Annotated in this window: 13 protein-coding genes; all 13 read left to right on the forward strand. The window is 48.6% G+C overall.

Annotation, left to right across the window (positions count from 1 at the left end; all coding sequences use genetic code 11):
• Position 1 precedes the first annotated feature (1 nt).
• Positions 2–2884, forward strand: coding sequence for an FAD-binding and (Fe-S)-binding domain-containing protein (locus tag ACYVB1_RS04490; RefSeq protein WP_460921013.1), 2883 nt, complete (start codon positions 2–4; stop codon positions 2882–2884).
• Positions 2885–3511: 627 nt separating this feature from the next.
• On the forward strand, positions 3512–4045 hold the full coding sequence (locus ACYVB1_RS04495) for a TetR/AcrR family transcriptional regulator (protein WP_460921015.1): 534 nt from the start codon (positions 3512–3514) through the stop codon (positions 4043–4045).
• A 507-nt stretch (positions 4046–4552) separates the two neighbouring features.
• Entirely contained in the window at positions 4553–5962 is a 1410-nt protein-coding gene (locus ACYVB1_RS04500) for an alkaline phosphatase PhoX (protein ID WP_460921017.1), read from the forward strand.
• A gap of 410 nt (positions 5963–6372) precedes the next feature.
• Positions 6373–7578 carry a DUF4861 domain-containing protein gene (locus ACYVB1_RS04505; protein WP_460921019.1) on the forward strand — a complete coding sequence of 402 codons (1206 nt, stop codon included), beginning with the start codon at positions 6373–6375 and terminating at the stop codon, positions 7576–7578.
• A 380-nt stretch (positions 7579–7958) separates the two neighbouring features.
• Entirely contained in the window at positions 7959–9041 is a 1083-nt protein-coding gene (locus ACYVB1_RS04510; protein ID WP_460921021.1) for a LacI family DNA-binding transcriptional regulator, read from the forward strand.
• A 750-nt stretch (positions 9042–9791) separates the two neighbouring features.
• On the forward strand, positions 9792–10634 hold the full coding sequence (kduI, locus tag ACYVB1_RS04515; protein ID WP_460921023.1) for a 5-dehydro-4-deoxy-D-glucuronate isomerase: 843 nt from the start codon (positions 9792–9794) through the stop codon (positions 10632–10634).
• A 15-nt stretch (positions 10635–10649) separates the two neighbouring features.
• On the forward strand, positions 10650–11444 hold the full coding sequence (locus tag ACYVB1_RS04520) for a gluconate 5-dehydrogenase (RefSeq protein ID WP_460921025.1): 795 nt from the start codon (positions 10650–10652) through the stop codon (positions 11442–11444).
• A gap of 123 nt (positions 11445–11567) precedes the next feature.
• A complete protein-coding gene (locus ACYVB1_RS04525) occupies positions 11568–12188 on the forward strand; it encodes an RNA polymerase sigma factor (RefSeq protein WP_460921027.1) in 621 nt (206 codons plus the stop codon).
• A 142-nt stretch (positions 12189–12330) separates the two neighbouring features.
• Positions 12331–12639 carry a hypothetical protein gene (locus tag ACYVB1_RS04530; protein WP_460921029.1) on the forward strand — a complete coding sequence of 103 codons (309 nt, stop codon included), beginning with the start codon at positions 12331–12333 and terminating at the stop codon, positions 12637–12639.
• 278 nt (positions 12640–12917) lie between these two features.
• Positions 12918–14069, forward strand: coding sequence for a glycoside hydrolase family 43 protein (locus ACYVB1_RS04535; protein WP_460921031.1), 1152 nt, complete (start codon positions 12918–12920; stop codon positions 14067–14069).
• Between the two features lie 565 nt (positions 14070–14634).
• The gene (locus ACYVB1_RS04540) at positions 14635–16860 is read left to right on the forward strand and encodes a family 43 glycosylhydrolase (protein ID WP_460921033.1); all 2226 of its coding nucleotides are present in this window, start codon (positions 14635–14637) and stop codon (positions 16858–16860) included.
• A 182-nt stretch (positions 16861–17042) separates the two neighbouring features.
• Positions 17043–18380, forward strand: a complete 1338-nt coding sequence (locus tag ACYVB1_RS04545) for a BNR repeat-containing protein (protein ID WP_460921035.1) — start codon at positions 17043–17045, stop codon at positions 18378–18380.
• A 49-nt stretch (positions 18381–18429) separates the two neighbouring features.
• A complete protein-coding gene (locus ACYVB1_RS04550) occupies positions 18430–19590 on the forward strand; it encodes a glycoside hydrolase family 88/105 protein (protein WP_460921037.1) in 1161 nt (386 codons plus the stop codon).
• Positions 19591–19993 lie beyond the last annotated feature (403 nt).

Below are 19993 nucleotides of genomic sequence, written 5' to 3' on the forward strand. Positions count from 1 at the left end.
TATGAATATAGATAAGCTTTTGGAGGCTGTTCTGCCAAAAGCGCGCATTAAATCGCGGCTCATAGATGTCGTGTCTTACGCTTCTGATGCTGGCTTTTACTATTTAAGGCCAAAAGCTGTCGTACAGCCTGTCTCCGAAGAGGAGATAAAAGGACTCTTCGCGTTTTCTCATCAAAATAAAATTCCGCTTACCTTCCGTACGGCTGGCACAAGCCTCTCGGGCCAGTCTATAACAGATGGTATACTGGTAGACCTGAGCCAGTACTGGAACAAAATCCATGTGGAAGAGGAGGGGGAACTGGTAAGGGTACAGCCAGGGGCTATCGGCGCCATTGTGAATGCTTTTCTCCGCAAACACAGGCGCAAAATAGGGCCTGATCCCGCCAGTATCAACTCAGCTATGGTGGGCGGCATCCTGTCGAACAACGCCAGCGGGATGTGCTGTGGCGTAAGCAAGAACTCTTACCATACCACCAGATACATCCGGTTTATATTGCCGAATGGCTACACGTATACAACAGAAGCCCCCGCTGATTATGAACGGTTCAGCACGGAGTGCCCGGGCTTATTCCAGAAGCTTCAGGAGTTGAGAGACCAAGTTCTGAAAAGCCCTGTGCTTTATGATACCATCCGGCAGAAGTATAAAACCAAGAACACAGTAGGTTATTCTGTTAACGCCTTCATCGATTATGAGCATCCGCTGGACATCCTGGCGCATCTGTTAATTGGTGCCGAAGGCACACTGGGCTTTATTTCAGAGGCTATTCTACAGACAGTGCCTGACTACCCGGCCAAGTCTACCGCCTTAATGTATTTCCCGGACATCTACGCGGCATGCCAGGCCATTGTACCTCTAACAGTATCCGGGGCAGAAGCTGTAGAGTTGATGGACAGGGCTTCGTTGCGGTCGGTGGAGCACATGGCGGGTGTGCCGGCTGAAATAAAAACTTTGCCTGAAACCGCTGCAGCCTTGCTGGTGGAGTACCAGGGGAACAATCAGGAAGAACTGGAGGAGAAGATTACGCAGTTTGTGAAGCTGTCTCCGGAGCTGTCGCTGCTCAACCAGCCCGTTTTTACAGTAGACCCCACAGAGCAGGCGCTCTTGTGGAAAGTGCGCAAAGGCATGTTTCCGGCAGTAGGAGCTGTAAGGGCAAGTGGCACCACCGTTATACTCGAAGACATTGCTTTCCCCGTTGCCAGGCTTGGCGATGCCATTCTGGACCTGCAGGGGCTCTTTCAGGTGCATGGGTATGACAAAGCTATTATTTTCGGACATGCAAAAGACGGTAACATCCACTTTGTAGTAACGCAGGCCTTCGATACGCCAGCCGAAATTGAGCGCTACAACCGCTTTCTGCAGGAGGTGGTAGCGCTGGTGGTGAAGAAGTACAACGGAGCCCTGAAGGCAGAGCACGGCACAGGCCGTAACATGGCTCCTTTTGTGGAAACAGAGTGGGGAAGTGAGATATACGGTATCATGCAAGCGCTGAAGCAGGTCATTGACCCTGAGAACCTGCTCAACCCCGGTGTGATCATCAACCAGGACAGGAACGCCCATATCCAGCATCTGAAAGAGCTGCCGAAGGTAGAGGAGGAAGTGGATAAGTGTATGGAGTGCGGTTTCTGTGAGCATAAATGCCCCAGCCGGAACATCACCCTTACGCCCAGAAGAAGGATCGTTGTCAGGAGGGAGCTGCTGAAGCTGAAAAGGCAGAAAAATAAAAAGGAGCATGCCGAGCTCCTGCAGCAGTACCAGTACGATGGACTGGATACCTGTGCTGTAGACGGCTTGTGCGCCACCGCCTGCCCTGTGGACATCAACACAGGTGACCTGGTAAAGCGGCTTCGGAGAGAGAACCATAGCGGCTTTGCAAATAGCGTGGCGCTACTGGTGGCCAAAAACTTTAAACCGGTTACCGCAGCGGTTAAAGCAGGGCTGCAGGCAGGTGCCGGAGTTAACAGCTTCCTGGGGGCAACAACACTGGCAAAGCTGACAAAAGGAGTAAAAGATGTCATTCCTGCTTTCCCACTGTGGTCAAATCAACTGGCTCCTGCTCCGGGCATAGGTGCGTATGTTGCCAGAGCAAAGCGCTCTAAAGAGAAGGCAGAGGTGGTGTATTTCCCCACCTGTATTTCCCGGACCATGGGGACAGCAGAAGGAAACGGGAAAAGCATCCTGGAAGTTTTCAGCAGTGTATCTGAAAAAGCAGGCCTTGGCTTCCTGATTCCGGAGGATGTGCAGAGCGCCTGCTGCGGACAGATTTTTTCCTCAAAAGGATACAGCAAAGCATTTGCGTTTACCGCAAACGAAACCATCCAAAAAGTGTGGCAGTGGACAGATGCTGGCAGGCTGCCGCTTGTACTGGACATCACCTCCTGCACGCACACCCTCCAGAACTGCCAGGCAGTACTTTCTCCGGAAAACAGGCGGAAGTTCGATGCGCTTAAAATAATCGATAGCATCGACTACATAGCAGACTATTTGTTGCCGCGGGCTCATGTTGCCAGGAAAAAAGAGCGGGTGGTGCTGCACCCTGTTTGCTCGCTGCAGAAGATGGGGCTGGAAGCCAAATTCGTCAGTATTGCCAAACAGCTGGCCGGAGAGGTAACAGTGCCTGTGCACGCAGGCTGTTGCGGAATGGCGGGCGACAGAGGCTTTCTGGTGCCGGAACTCACCAAAGCGGCCACCTTGCCCGAGGCACAGGAGGTAAAACAGCAAACCTATGATGGTTATTACTCCAGTGCCCGCACCTGTGAAATGGCCCTGTCAGAAGCTGTCGGGAAAAATTATGAATCGATTATATACCTGCTGGATGAATGCCTGGAGCACCGCAGCCATGACATAAGCAGCCGGATAGAGTGTGAGACACCTGTAATGCTATAACCTGCCATATAGCTCAGTTGATAGCGCCTGTTCCGGGAGTGGAGCAGGCGCTGCTGTTTATGTGCTGTTTCCTGGCAGTTGTTAGAGTTTGATGGCAGTCAGATGCAGTGTTCCTCTTTATAAAATTGGAACTTCCTGTTTCCGTTATTTTAGCCTGAGACCAGGAGGTATATAGTGTTCATAAACAGCAGCGTTTTTATGAAAGTACCGTAAGTGGTTTTGAATAGTCTCTGGTTTTGAAGCTATTAAGCTTTAATTGTAAGAGGTTTGTAGAGTGCGTCAGGCCCTTTTTATAGTTTACGCTGTCAGGAGCTTTACTTTTTGGTTACACATAAGATACTCTTGTTGTGCTATAAGGTTCTGACTTAAAGAACTTTGTATTTTTTACAGACGTTTATTTTCTACATTTTTTATAGAGAGATTGATGGTTTAGATAATGTGGTGCTACTTTGTCCCATTATCTTTTCTTCTTCAAATGAAGTTTGCATAAAAGGTAATATGATGGAGAACAAGAACTTTCACAGCCTTTGCAGAGCAGCCATACGTGCAGATGGTGTAGCAAAGCGGGGTTAAAGTTTTACGAGCCCTACATAACAGCAGTGTTGAAATTTGATTATTCGCGTTTGAATGGATAAAACAAAAAAAGAAATCATCCTGGAGACGGCCTTGCATCTGTTTGCTGAAAGAGGATACGACGCTACTCCTACAAGCCTTATTGCAAAAGAGGCAGGAGTTTCGGAAGGACTTGTCTTCAAGCACTACCAAAGCAAAGTGCACCTACTGGAGGAGGTTGTAAAAGCCGGGTACAGACGGATTACTGACAAAAGCAGTGGCCTTGTTACAGAAGATGATCCTGCCAAATTAATTGCGCTTGTCCTGGACATGCCGTTAAAGCTGGTAGAGGAGGAGAGAGAGTTCTGGCTTATGCAGTTTCGCCTGGTAGACGAGGAAATCTCCCAAAGGCACCATGCTCGCTACACGCACTCCATTATGCAGCGGTTAACAGATGCGTTTAAGAAGCTTGGCTATAAGGAGCCAGAGTTGGAATCCGAGATATTGATGCTGACCGTTGAGGGGCTGTGGAGGCTCTTTTTAACAAACGGTGATAAAGAGCATTTTAAAAAGATGCTTGAGTTGATAAAAAGCAAGTACACGAAATAAATAGCCTCAAGGCAAAGTTTGTCCCCGCCAGAAAGCGTGGCATACAGGGAGGATCCTGCTTCCTCTTATACAATACGCCTGGTTCTGGAAAGAGGCAGGTTGCGAAGGGCACCTTTCAACTTCATGCATTGCAAATCTGAGAAGCCTGTCTCCACGATAGGCTTCTCTTTTTATTAGGATGGGAACACCACAGACTGCTTGTGTAAAGTGTATGCGGGACAGGCGTAAGAAAAACAGAGGTGGTACACCAGTAGTTTATATCGGAGCAAGCCTGTTCTATGAAGTGTCAAAGTCTTGCAGTTAAAAAAGCCTGTACAAAGTATGTGGGTTTCCAGCCTTCCTGTTGTACTTCCTTGAATTTCGGGCTTTCAGGCTTTTGGCATGAGGCATTTTTATTTATAAAATAAAAATGCTGATATTAGGTAAATGTAGGATGTAAGCCGCCATAGGCTCATTGGAGCGTCAGGAGGCTGCGCTATACAGCTTTACACTAATCTTGAAAAAGAAATGCACAAGGAACAAGGCAACTCAAGGCGGAATTTTTTAAAACTGGCAGGGATGGCTTCCCTTGGTTTTATGGGATTTCATTACTTTGTTAACACGCCCCTGGCAGCGTCTGCCAATGCTTTAAACGACTACAATGTGGGGTACGGCCCGCTTCTTCCTGATCCAAAAGGCGTACTTAACCTTCCGAAAGGCTTCTCCTACAAAATCATCTCCCGAAAGGGCGGTACAATGAGTGACGGTTTGTTAGTGCCAGATGCCCCTGATGGCATGGCTGCCTTTGCGGGGCCAAAAGGAAGGGTAATACTGGTGCGAAACCATGAATTGGGTTCTGATAATAACAGCGGAGCATTCGGTGTTCAAAACGAACTGCTGTCGAAAATAGACAAGGACAAATTTTATGACTACGGCCAGGGCATATCTCCTGAATTGGGCGGTACCACTACCCTTGTATACAACCCGGCTACGGGTGAGGTGGAAAAAGAATTTCTGAGCCTGGTAGGTACAACCAGAAACTGCGCCGGGGGACTCACGCCCTGGAACACCTGGATTACCTGTGAGGAATCTGTCCTGAAGCCAAACGAGGCAAATTTCTGTGAGAAAGAGCACGGCTACAATTTTGAAGTGCCTGCCAGCACCAAGATGAAACTGACTAAAGCGGTGCCCATTAAGGCAATGGGAAGGATGAACCATGAAGCTGTTTCGGTGGATCCAAGGACGGGCATTGTGTACATGACCGAAGATACAAGCGACAGCCTGATCTACCGGTTTATACCGAACAAAAATGGAAAGTTGCTGAAAGGAGGCAAACTGCAGGCCCTGGTGATAAGAGAACAGAAGAGGCAGGATACCCGCAACTGGGCAGCGCTTACCACCCCGGACCTGCCTGTCGGGCTCCCTTTTGATGTAGACTGGATAGACATAGAAAATGTAGAGTCGCCGGAAAACGACCTCAGGCTGCAGGGCTACGACAAAGGAGCTGCGCGCTTTGCCCGCGGCGAAGGCATGTGGTTTGGAAACAACGAAGTTTTTTTTGCCTGTACCAATGGCGGTAAAACCATGCACGGGCAGGTGTTCCGTTATGTGCCGAGCCCCTACGAAGGAAAGCCGGAAGAAAAGCATCAACCCGGTAAGCTGGAGCTTTTTGCAGAGCCAAACGACTCCACCATTGCCAATGCCTGTGATAACATGACGGTGTCGCAGTGGGGTGATTTGATATTGTGCGAAGATAATCCTGCACCTTATATTGTGGGAATTACACCGAGAGGAGAGTTTTATAAGCTAGCACAGAATGTTGGTTTCCAGAGCGAGTTTGCCGGAGGTGTTTTTTCGCCAACAGGCGAAACATACTTTGTTAATTTACAGGGAGCCGGTTTAACAGTAGCCATCACTGGGCCCTGGCGAAAAGCCTAAAATGTTCTGTTGTTCTTTAGCAGGCTTTGAGGGTGTTAGTGTGTAGCATTCTCAAAGCCTTTAACTTGAGCAGGAGAAGCATCCGTTCTTGTATAAAGCCCTATAGCTCCTCTTTCAAACTTTTTGCTACTTCTTTAAAAATAGCGGCAACTCGCAATTTCAGAGATCAAAGCAGTGACCAGAGCAAAAACCTACCAACCAATATAAAATATTTGTACTGAAAGGTGCTGGTTAACTGTCCAATATAGCGGCACCCAAGGCTTTTACTAATAAAGTGTTCAGGTGTCTTTTCTTCTGTAGTATTTTGCTATCGAGTGAAAGATAAAAGGACTAAGCTCCGATAGTAAGGCTCAGAAAATAGATTCAGCTTTGTACTTCCTTCAAATTTATCATCATTAATGGTTTACGCCTTGAAAAAAAGAAAACTAACATGGGCAAGTCTGGTGCTTGCAGCTGTCTTGTTCTCGTCCTGCCAGCAGGAAAACAGTAACACTAAATCGTTTACAGTAAAGAACAACCTCGACATGGACCGCACAGCTGAGACTGTCAGTGTTCCTGTAAGTGAGGTGGAGGCTTTCGTGAAAGAATATGGCGCTGAAAATATCCTGATCAGGGACGGCGAAACAGACAGCCTGCTCGTGACACAGGCGCTGGATAATGATGCGGATGGAACCATAGACGAGATACTTTTCCAGACAGATATCCGGGCCAATGCAGAGAAAAACTTTGAAATAACAGGCGCGGCAGACGGTGCGGCACAGCAGCCAAAGAGCGGGCTAACCACCTACTCCCGCTTTGTGCCGGAACGCACCGACGATTACACCTGGGAGAACGACCGGGTAGCTTTCCGCACCTATGGCCCGGTTGCACAACGAATGGTAGAGGAAGGCACACCCGGAGGTACCCTCACCAGCGGAATGGATGTTTGGCTGAAGCGGGTGAATTACCCTATCATCAATAAGTGGTATGAAGGGTACAAGGAGGACCCGAACTTTTACCACGTTGACCGCGGCGAGGGCTATGATCCCTACCATGTGGGTGCAAGCCGGGGTATCGGTGGCATTGGCGTGTTGGTAGGCGATACGCTTCATGTCTCAAAAAACTTTACGGAATATAAAACCATTGCGGAAGGACCTATCCGGACGGTTTTCGAACTTAGCTATGCGCCGTGGCAGGCAGACGGCCGCACCATCAACGAAAAGAAGCGCATCAGCCTTGATTTGGGCAGCAACATGACGCGTTTCGAAAATTACCTCGAGGCTGACCAGTCGCTGCCCAATGCCACCATCGGCATTACGCTGCACGAGAAGAAAGGCGAAGTGAAAGCCAACCCGGAGCAGGGGTGGTTCCGCTACTGGGAACCCATGGACGGCTCAAACCTGGGTACCGGTGTTGTGCTGGCACCTGCTGTGGTAGAGGATTACAAAGACCACCGTGTGGATACAAAAGACCAGAGTCACCTGTACGTCATTACCAAGCCAGAAAATAACAAACTCGTCTACTATGCTGGCTTTGGCTGGGAGAAGAGCGGGCAGTTCAAGTCAAAAGAGGAGTGGGACCAGTACCTGGCTAATTTTGCAAAACGTGTAGCCTCACCACTGGAAGTTAAGTTTTAGAACCTATGTGCGGGAGCATTGCATCAAACAATTGCTATGCACCATATGTTATACAGTCGCAGTTTGCGCTTGGGGAACAACCAGATTTTGCAGCGCAAGGCGAAAAACCTGTAAGTGTATGAAGGTTTAGATTTGAGGCAACACAATCGTCAGTCGGCCTCGATTCCTCCACAACCGGTAAATAATTCTGCCTTTCCGGGTGTCCGGGAGCAGGTTAAACGAACAAAGGCTGTAGCTTTGCCAGATTTTTAAGAGGCAAAGAAAGCATTTTGTGGAGCAGGTAAGTGTTGGATGGCAGCATACTAAAAAAACGCGAAGGCAAGTAAACGGCAAAGTACCTGTGTCGTAGCAGGGGCATATAAGAAACAAACGTTACATCAATGAACAAACAGCCACAGTACACAATAAAGGATATAGCGGCAGAGTTGGGGGTGTCTGTATCTACTGTTTCCAGAGCATTAAATGATCACCCGCACATCAGCGAGGAGACCAAGGTGCGTGTACGGGAGTTGGTGGAACGCTACGATTACCGGCACAATGCTTTGGCTGCCAGCCTTCGCAACAGCAAGTCTAATACTATCGGGCTGATCCTTCCCAGGCTGTCGCAGTACTTCCATTCCACCGTGGCAACCGCTATCCAGAACAAACTGCATGAGTACGGCTATAACCTGATGATATGCCAGTCGAACGACTCGCCGGCACTGGAGAAAGAACTGGTCAATGTGCTTTATGCTTCCAGGGTAGAGGGGCTTCTGGTGTCCACTACCCTGTACACCGCAGACTATGCTCACTTCGACATTTTTGCGAAGAGCAATATTCCGCTGGTTTTTTATGACAGAGTTCCTACAAACTATATTGCCCACCATGTGCAGGGGGATGATTACACCGGAGGTTACCAAACGGCGCAGCATTTACTGGAGCAGGGCTGCCGTAGAATAGCGCATATCAGTGGCCCCCTGACCTGTAGTATTTACCAGAACCGCTACAACGGTTTCCTGGATGCACTAAAAGATTTTGACGTGCCGCTAGATGAAGACCTTGTTTTCTTCCATGAACTGACAAAAGAAAATGCTCTGAAGACGTGCGAGTCGATTTTCTCTGGCGCTACCCTGCCTGATGCAGTTTTTGCCTGTAACGACACATCGGCGATAGCGGTACTGGAATACACCAGGAAGCATGGTATCCGGGTGCCAGAGGACGTAAAACTGACAGGTTATTCAAATGACCCCCGCACAGAAATTACACAGCCTGCCATCACTTCTGTAGAGCAATTCCCCTATGAGGTAGGAGGGCAGGCGGCTACGCTTATGATGAACCTGATTCAGAATAAGATTTCCCAGGACAGCAGCAGCGTGTCCCTGACTACTCCGGTTCAACTGGTAAAGAGAACTTCAAGTGGGGCAGTGGAGGCAACAAGGCACACAAGCAAAAAAGCAGGAAGCACAGTGAAAGCTGTTAGCTAAAGCCGGTCGGGTATCTTCTTTGTTTCCCTTCTTATATTCTTAAATTTTTTTAAGCTACCGCTCCCTTGTCTGCTCTTCCGTGCTTTTGGTTCTGTTGACAAAGGCATAACAAAGCTGTTCCGGATACCAACGTGAGTTAGGAAGTTGCATGAGTCGCTGGATAAGCTGAGCAACGGCAGCCCAGGCAAAGCTCCACAACGCGTACCTCTTAAGGAGGAGCTTTAGGAAAAGAACATCTGGCAAAGCTCCTTATCAGGCCTTCATCCTCCTCTTAAGCTGCAATGGTACTATCATGAAGCCTGATGGAACGGGACAAGTAATATAAGGTCCTGATCAGCATGCTTTATCCTCTATCTTAATTGTACTCCTTTCAGTCACTTCTTTTTCTGAAGCAAAAAAGTGTAGCTACATGGATGAGTGTGTGCTCATTTTTTTTCTGAAAAAACATTTGATCTTTTTGGTGTCAAAAAAACATTTGCTACTTTTAAAGAGCAAGTCGCTCGAGTACTGGCTACTTCTCAGCAAAAGTAAGTACTCATCTATAGGAGTTAACTGCAGAAAAGAGGCCATGGCAAACAAAACAGACAGCATCTTGATTGAAGTGGAAAAGGGAATGAAAAATTTTTACAGGTATATGCAAACGTTTGCAGCCTTTCTGCCTTCTCTTTTATGCAAACGTTTGCAGCTTCTTTAGCTACTATGTCTGCAAACGTTTGCAGGCTCTTGTAAAACGAAACAACAACATCTCGAATGAACAAAGACAAAAACGTACGCTACGCAGTTAGCCCATCTGAAACAAAGCAAATGGATACAGAGGCCCTGCGGGAAAACTTTTTGATTGAGGAAGTTTTCACTCCTGACAGCGTTAACCTGACCTATACCATGTATGACCGCTACATGGCCGGTGGGGCGATGCCGGTTGAGGGGCCTGTTGCACTGGAGCCGACTGATATACTAAAGGCTGATTACTTTCTGGAAAGGCGTGAGATGGGTATTATTAACGTGGGAGGCGCCGGTGCCGTGCGAGCAGACGGAACGACTTATACGCTACAAAACAAGGAGGCCTTGTACCTGGGCAGAGGTACAAAGGAGGTGATTTTTACAAGTGAAGACCCGCAAAACCCTGCCAAGTTCTACCTCAATTCAGCGCCTGCCCACCATGCTTACCCTGCTAAAAAAGTGACAAGGGAGCAGGCAGAAGTAGTAGAACTGGGAAGCGCGGAGACTTCTAACCACAGGACCATCACAAAGCTTCTCATCTCGGGCGTCATTGAAACCTGCCAGGTGCAGATGGGCATGACGGAACTGCAGAGCGGCAGTGTATGGAACACCATGCCCCCCCACACCCACGACCGCAGAATGGAGGTGTACCTCTACTTCGATGTGGCAGAGGGGCAGTCGGTTTGCCATTTCATGGGGCAGCCAAACGAAACCAGGCATATCTGGATGCAGAACGAGCAGGCGGTGATTTCCCCTCCCTGGTCCATACATGCCGGTGCAGGCACTACTAACTACACCTTTATCTGGGGTATGGCCGGCGAAAACCTCGACTACAACGACATGGACAAGTGCCAGGTAACCGATTTAAGATAATCAAAAGATATTTAAATGATATTACAGCAATTTGACCTTACAGGCAAAACAGCATGGATAACAGGTGGCACGCATGGCCTGGGTATGGCCATGGCGAAAGCGCTTGGGCAGGCTGGGGCAACCATTGTGGTAAACGGCAATTCCTCACAGGAGAAAGTGGACCAGGCGGTGAAAACCTATGCGGAGCACGGTATCAAAGCCCATGGCTTTATGTGCAATGTAACAGACAAGCAGCAAGTAAGGAAAGAGGTAAGCACGATAGAACGGGAAATTGGGCCAATTGACATCCTGGTAAACAACGCCGGCATCATTAAGCGAACTCCGCTGGTGGAGATGGAACTGGAGGACTGGCAGGAGGTGATAGATGTGGACCTTACTTCGCCCTTTATTGTGTCGCAGGCAGTAGTGAAGGGAATGATGGAGCGCAGGCAGGGGAAAATCATCAATGTCTGCTCCATGATGAGTGAGCTGGGGCGCCAGAACGTAGGCGCTTATGCTGCGGCCAAAGGAGGCCTTAAGATGTTGACAAAGAACATGGCCACGGAGTGGGCAAAGTTCAATATACAGGTAAACGGCATCGGGCCAGGCTATTTTGCCACCAGCCAGACAGCTCCATTACGAGTGGAAGGAAATGCCTTCAATGAATTTATCATCAACAGAACGCCTGCGGGCAAGTGGGGCGACCCTGATGAGTTGGGTGGCGCTATTGTGTTCCTGGCATCGAGGGCGAGTGATTTTGTGAACGGGCAGATACTGTATGTAGACGGTGGCATACTGGCCACCATCGGCAAACCACACGGAGAAGGCTAGACTGCCAAAAAGCAGCCAGGCTGGCTTACAGGGCTTAAATGACTATAATCATCTGATTCGGTGTCATCATCATAAAAAAGGACACACATCAATTTTAAAATCTTTCTTACAAGAGGTAGTAATATGAGAGTGGCTTTCCAAACAGAAAAAGAAGTAAAACAGGTATCCAACGCAGCTAAGAATGAAGCAGAAAGGAATTTATGGAAGCTGTTCCAGGCAGGCGACCATGATGCTTTTGCTGCTATTTACCAAAGCTACGTGCAGGTAATCTACAACTACTGCAGAAAGTTCTCCGATGATGAAGTGCTCATCGAAGACTGCATACACGGCCTCTTTTTAGACATGTGGAAGAACAGGGAAAACCTCTCGGTGCCTACCTCTATTCGTTATTATCTGTACGCCTCTGTTAAAAGAAGAATTTACAAGGAGGTTTTGAAAAGAAAGGACGTGCTGTTTGATGACTACACCCACCTGGAGGCGGCTCTGAAAGAAACCGGTGCCACTGCCGAGGAGAAGATCATCAATAGCCAGGGCAAAGCGCAGCAGAAAGCCAGCCTGAAACAGGGCTTGCTGCTCCTTTCCGAAAACCAGCGGAAGGCAATACTGCTGAAGTTCTATAAAAACCTTTCTTTTCAGGAAATTTCCGCAGTCATGAACCTGAGCACCGACAATATCTACAAGTTAGTGAGCAGGGGCATCGCGGTACTTAAAAAGAATGTGAAAAATTTAAATGTTTCGTATTAAGCTGTTTGCTGTGGTGTAGTATTTTCGTCTGAACCGCTTACCTCTTGCCATCGTTTCTTTAATTTGAGGGCAGGTATGTCCAAATTGTACAAAAGGAGTCTCTTTAGTACAGGAAACAAGAACGAGGTAAGCCGGAAAAAACATGATGAATCTAAAATACACGCACTATACTGCAGAGGAGTTTGCAGATGATAAAGAGTTCTGGCTTTGGGTTCTTGAGGAAGATGCAGCGCAGGACGTTTTCTGGAACAACTTTCTTAGAGAGCATCCAGGCAAAGCCAAAGAAGTTGAGCGTGCCAGGCAAATGGTACTGCAGGTAAACAACAGAGAACTTAAGCTGGAAGAAAAGAAAGTGGACGCGCTTTGGGAAAGGATTAAACACTCAAAGGATTCCTTGGATGCAGCAGCCAGCAATGCCCCGTTTACGGAATGTATAAAAGCGAATTGCTAAACAACTTCCTTTCTTCTGGTAAGCAGAACATTTGTAAGGAACCTGCCAATACTACATACTAAACAAGAGGCACAGCTATACCTGTTAGCTGATTTTTATTGGTAAAAACGAGAGCCTATAAGGGATAATATAGCACCTGGGGCAGGTTGAACACCTGCCTGTATGCTGGAGAACGGTAGCACCAAGGAGCACAAGAAAGACCCTTTGCTGCTACCGTTTTCCGTTCATACAAAACCGGCCAGGCGATAAAATAAGTCAGCAAGTTAAACATCATCCCTATGAAGCCATTAATTCCTGTTCTCTTAATGCTTTTGTCTGTGGTAGGGCAGGGGTATGCGCAGAAAAGCAAGGGCAACACTTCTTTCAAACCCGGCGAACTCTGGCTGGATACAGATGGGCAGCACATCAACGCGCATGGCGGCGGCATTTTGTACCACGGGGGCAAATACTATTGGTTTGGGGAACACAAAGTGGCAGGCAAAGACGGGAACAAGGCCATGGTGGGTGTTAGCTGCTATTCCTCCAAAGATCTTTATAACTGGAAAAATGAAGGCATTGCGCTTCCTGTGGCTGCAGAAGGCAGTGGATCTGATATAGAGAAAGGCTCCGTAATAGAACGCCCGAAGGTTATCTACAACGAGAAGACCAAAAAGTTTGTGATGTGGTTTCACCTGGAGCTGAAAGGGCAGGGATACAATGCCGCACGCACGGGTGTTGCTGTGGCCGATAAGGTAACAGGTCCCTACACTTTTCTGAAGAGCATGCGCCCACACCCCGGAGTATGGCCTGAAAACGCAACAACAGCACATAAAACAGAGCGGATTGAAGTAGCCGACAAAGACCCGGAGTGGGAGCAGAAAGTGGCAGCTGGCGCTTTCCTGCAAAGAGATTTTGAGGGCGGGCAAATGTCCAGGGATATGACCTTGTTTGTAGATGACGATGGCACCGCCTACCACATCGCTTCCTCAGAAGAAAACAGGACCCTCCACATCGGCAAGCTGACGGATGATTATTTAGACTTTACAGATGAGTATGTCCGGGTATTCCCCGGGGGGAGAAATGAAGCCCCCGCCATCTTCAAGAAAGACGGCAAATATTACATGATAACCTCCGGCTTAACAGGCTGGGCACCCAACCCGGCACGTTCGGCGGTAAGTGACAACATGATGGAGGGATGGCAAGCACTGGGAAATCCTGTGCGGGGGACCGAGGAGCAAAAAAACACAACCTTCGAGTCTCAAAGTACCTATATACTACCCGTAGCTGGTAAAAAAGACACCTTCATCTTCATGGCCGACAGGTGGCGCCCCAAGAACCCTATCGACGGCCGCTACATCTGGCTTCCCATTGAATTTGAGGACGACAAACCCGTCCTGAAATGGCAGGATGAATGGACATTGAATGATAGGAAGAAGGCTGATAGGAAGTAGTTCAAAGCAGGGAACGATACCAAACTAAAAAGCAGTCATAGTCCTTTACATGGGGTGCTCACAAACAAGAGGTTCATTTTCTAATTGCCCTCGCCCGCGTCTCGCGAGTGTGAGCTATAATTGTGCCTCTGGCCCAGTCGAGTTACAGTCTCGACATTATTTTTAGACACAAGTTTGAAAACTTGCGCCAGCTTAGATATAGAACAATATAGCTCTACACCGAGCAGGGAATTCACCTTATAACTATAAACGTCAGCACGAAGTGAATCTGTTTCCAGTCTTTGGGTTGAGCGCCTTGTATTTGATGCGGTGCCGAACGCAGTGAGGCAGCCTACAGCGGAGCGATGGCAGCTTCAAATGCACAGCGCGATGCCCAAAGACGAGGCCTCTCGGCCTAGAGAGCACAGGAAGACAAAATGGAAAAGGCTGCTAATGAGTCACTGGATAAGCTGTAGCTACGGCAGTTTAGACAAATAGAAAACTAATTTAATTGCTTAGCTACAGAACTAGAACAATGAGCTGAAGAACCAGCCATACAATTTAAAAGATACCAGAATAGAAGAACATGATATTCAACACGCTTACTAAAAACCACATAAAGGGAAGCCTGCCTTTCTGCATTGCCTGCAGCTTACTCTTATCAGCCTGCGGACAGCAGCCAGCCACAAGTGCAAGGAGTGGAACTGAGGTAAAGGCCCAGGACCAAAACTACACCGCTTACCTCTTCACCTACTTCACCGGCAACAGCAAAGACGAGGAAGCGATCCGGTTTGCGCTGAGCAACGATGGGTATACCTACAGGGCACTGAACAGTAACAAGCCGGTTATCAATTCAGCAGACATCAGCTCTACTGGCGGCGTGCGGGACCCGCACATTCTGCGCGGGGCTGATGGCAAAACGTTTTACATGGTGGTAACCGATATGGTGTCGGCCAACGGCTGGAGTTCCAACAGGGCCATGGTGCTGCTAAAGTCTACTGACCTGGTTAACTGGACCTCCAGTGTGGTAAACATCCAGGAGCAGTTCCCTGACCAGGAAGACCTGCTGCGGGTGTGGGCTCCGCAAACCATTTATGACCCCGAAGCCGGAAAGTATATGATTTACTTCTCGATGAAGCATGGCGAGGAACCGGATAAGATCTACTATGCCTACGCCAACGAGGATTTTACCGCCCTGGAAAGCACGCCGAAGCAGCTGTTCTACAGCCCTACTAACAGTGCTGCCATTGATGGCGATATCATTTACAAAGACGGCAAATACCACCTGTTCTTTAAAACAGAAGGAGAGGGAGCTGGTATAAAGATTGCCACTTCCGATAAGCTGACGGAAGGATATGTGCTGCAGGACAAGTATGTGCAGCAGACAAAGGATCCGGTGGAGGGTTCAGGCGTTTTTAAACTGAACAACAGCGACGAGTATATCCTGATGTATGATGTGTACACGAAAGGGAAATACCAGTTCACCAAAAGCAAAGACCTGCAGAACTTTACGGTGATAGATGAGGACGTGCGGATGAATTTTCATCCCCGCCATGGCACGGTGCTGCCTATTACGGCCGAAGAGGCAACAAGACTGATGCGAAAGTGGGGAACCACCGATGACATTATCATGTCTGCCAATGCTCCTGCACTGAAGAAGACAAACATCTCCTTAGATACAGCGGCTAAAAGGCTTATCCTGCCTGTTAAGCCTAGTACCAGCTTAACGGCCTTTGACCCTGCCTTCACCACTTTTCCCGGAGTTACCATTACACCAGCATCGGCTCAGAATTTTTCAGCGGGACCGGTAACCTATACAGTGCAGATACAGGGGCAGGAGCCCCAGACGTATGAAGTAGTAGCAAAAGAAAACCACAACCCGGCACTGGAAGGCTTCTATGCTGATCCAGACATTATCTATTCTGAAAAAACAGGTAAATTTTATATCTACCCCACAAGCGACGGCTTTACCAGTTGGTCCGGTACCTATTTCAAGACCTTCTCTTCTGAAGACCTGGTGAACTGGAAAGACGAAGGCGTAATACTGGACCTGAACAAAGACGTAAGTTGGGCTGATAGAAATGCCTGGGCACCCACCATCATTGAGAAAAAGATAAACGGCGAATACAAGTACTTCTATTACTTCACAGCCGCACAAAAAATAGGTGTTGCCGTGGCCGATAATCCGACCGGTCCTTTTGTGGACTCTGGTAAGCCTTTGATTGATGCTTTTCCGGAGGGCGTGACAGGTGGGCAGCAGATTGACCCGGATGTGTTTACGGACCCAAAAACAAGCAAGAGCTATTTGTACTGGGGCAACGGTTATATGGCCGGTGCCGAGTTAAACCCAGATATGGTTTCTTTGAAGCCTGGCGCTACGAAAGTGATGACGCCGGACGCTACGTTCAGGGAAGGGGCACATGTGTTATACAGGAACGGCACGTACTATTTTATGTGGTCTGAAGACGATACGCGCAGTGTAAATTACCGGGTGCGTTATGGCACTTCTGACTCCCCTTTAGGAAAGATCAAGGTACCGGATAATAACTTGGTGATTGCCAAAGACCCAGCAGCAGGCGTTTATGCGACAGGCCACCATTCTGTTATCCAGGTTCCGGGCAAAGACGAATGGTATATAGTGTACCACCGCTTCAACTATCCTAACGGAATCAATATGGGAAGAGCTGCCGGATACAACCGGGAGGTAAGCATAGACAAAATGGAGTTTAACCCGGACGGTAGCATCAAACAGGTGAAGCCCACACATGAGGGGGTGAAGCCTGTCAGCTTGAAAAAGGCTACAATGGATTGATGGCATAAAAAATACCCGGGAAGAGGTCCAAAATAAAGAATACCTGCCTCTATACAGGAAAGCGCGGGCATAGGCCTTGGCCAGACACGCATAAAGTTTAACCTAAGTGTTTAAAGAGAAAGCAAAACGCTGATTTTGATGGCTTTTTTACCTGCGCAACTATACTGTACAGAAGCTCTTTCATGACTTACAAAAATACTTTTCAGGGTTGGTTGTCGGTGGCCATTCTCTCAGCCACTTTAATGGCCACCTCCTGCACTACCTCCCGCCTGTCTGAACCCACTACCACGACAGTGGCGGACGGATGGGCAAATAATTCTGTGAATGCGGTGGTATTCCGCAAGAACTCGTTGGTCACGTTTGATGACACGCAGTACACCGCCTGGTACGATGCCGACCAGAACGTGGTGTTGGCCAAAAGGAAAATCGGAACAGATAACTGGCAAATACAGAAAACAGATTTCAAAGGGAATGCAGCCGATGCCCACAACACCATCAGCATTATGGTGGATGGGGAGGGCTACCTGCATCTTTCCTGGGACCACCATAATAACCGGCTGAACTATGCCCGCAGTGTGAGCCCCGGCTCTCTGCAAATAACAGAAAAGATGCCCATGACAGGCCAGAATGAGCGGGTTGTGTCTTACCCGGAGTTCTATCGGCTGCAGAATGGCAACCTCATGTTCTTTTACCGCGACGGTGGCTCCGGACAGGGTAACATGGTCATCAACAGCTACGACACCAAAACCAGGCAGTGGACTCAACTGCACAGCAACCTGATTGACGGTGAAGGCAAGCGCAATGCTTACTGGCAGGCCAACATGGACCGGGAGGGTACCATTCATGTGTCGTGGGTGTGGCGCGAGAGCCCTAATGTGGCGAGCAACCACGACCTGAGCTACGCCCGCTCTACCGATGGGGGCAGGACCTGGGAAAAATCGACCGGAGAAAAGTATACGTTGCCTATAAGTGAAGCAACCGGGGAAATAGCATGGGAAATCCCGCAGAACAGCGAGCTCATTAACCAGACCTCGATGGGAGCTGATGCCGATGGCAATCCCTTTATCGCTACCTACTGGCGGGAAGCAGGTTCTGATATTCCGCAGTACCACCTGGTGTACCACAACGGCAATGCCTGGGAAAAGCTGCAGCTCGACTTCCGCAAAACACCTTTTAGTTTGAGCGGGGTGGGCACCAAGCGCATCCCCATTGCCAGGCCACAGGTGCTGGTAAAGAATGCCGGCGACAATATCTCCGTGCTGATGCTTTTCCGGGATGAGGAAAGAGGCAACAAAGCTTCTGCAGTGGTTATAAATAAACTATCAGACCCGAAGTGGAACATTGTGGACCTGACACAGGAGTCGCTGGGTTCCTGGGAACCGACATACGATACAGAACTCTGGAAGGAAAAAGGGATACTGAACCTATTTGTGCAGAAAGTGGAGCAGGTAGATGGCGAAGGCCAGGCCAATATTCCACCGCAGCCGATAAAAGTAGTGGAGTGGAAACCTGCCTTCTGATAACCGCAACACTAAAAGAAAAGATTAACTCAGCACAATATATAGAAACATGAAGACTAAAACGTCTGTCTATTACACCCTCCTTGCGATGTTACTCCTTTCATGTGCAACGTCTACCAAGACCGCATCCAGGCATCCGCTGTTACCTGAGTCGAAAGAGGCGGTTGCCCAGGTCATCAACAAGGTAAACAACTATTGGCAGGAGACAAACCCGAACCACGGGTGGGCCTTCTGGGACGTTGCCGCCTACCATACCGGAAATATGGAAGCCTATAAGGTGACACAGAACGAGAAGTACAAACAGTACTCGGAAGCATGGGCTGAGAAAAACCAGTGGATGGGTGCTAAGTCTACTGACAAGGCAAACTGGAAGTACAACTACGGGGAGAACGATAACCACGTGCTCTTTGGCGACTGGCAGATTGCCTTCCAGACCTACATCGACTTATACAACCTGGACAAGCAGAAGGACCCTCAAAAGATTGCCCGCGCCCGGGAGGTGATGGAGTACCAGATGAGCACCCCGAACAACGACTACTGGTGGTGGGCCGATGGCCTGTATATGGTGATGCCGGTGATGACGAAGCTGCATAAGGTAACCGGAAACGAGCAGTACCTGGAGAAACTTTACGAGTACTACAGCTTTGCTGACTCTGTGATGTACGACCCGGAGGAGCAGCTGTATTACCGCGATGCCAAGTATGTTTACCCGAAGCACAAAAGCGCAAACGGTAAAAAGGATTTCTGGGCACGTGGCGACGGCTGGGTGTTTGCCGGCCTGGCTAAAGTGCTGCAGGACCTGCCGAAGAATGCACCGCATCATGAGTTCTATGTGAATAGGTATAAGAGTATGGCGGAGGCTATTGTGAAGTCGGAGCAACCGGAAGGCTACTGGACCCGCAGCATCCTGGACCCGGAGCATGCCCCAGGCCCTGAGACCAGCGGTACCGCTTTCTTTACATATGGCCTGCTTTGGGGTATCAACAACGGCTACCTTGATAAGGACGAATACCTGCCGGCTGCTGCCAAAGGATACAACTACCTCACCACCGTGGCGCTGCAGCCAAGCGGCAAGGTTGGCTATGTGCAGCCCATCGGCGAGAGGGCTATACCGGGGCAGGTGGTGGACGTGAACTCTACCTCAGGCTTTGGAGTGGGGGCGTTCCTGCTGGCAGCCTCTGAAATGTACCGCTACCTGGATAAGAACTAACATCGGTTATGTAAATTCTCCAGCTGCCTTTTATGCAGCATCACTGCTTTGTTCCGGAACGGAGCATGAAAACGGGGATTTAAAATAAAGAAATAAAATTTTTCATACATGTAGAAAATGAGGAGCCTGACAAAAGTCAGGCTTTTCTTTTTAGCTGTCTTCATACAAATAAGAAAGTTCACCTTAGGGCCTGTTAAGGTACACTAGCAAACCAAAGAAGGAGCTTAGTTATGGTCTTGTAACTTTTAAATAACTGGCTGACATCCTAGTGTTTACAGGCTGTTTCTTTTTTTGAAAAAAAGTTTGAACATCATGTCCAATTTATTCTGAAGCTGCCTCTTTGTAGGTATGAGTGAGTGGTCAAATCCGACTGTAAGTCTTTAGCCATGTGATGAAGGACCAA

It is taken from the genome of Pontibacter brevis, from assembly GCF_054779655.1.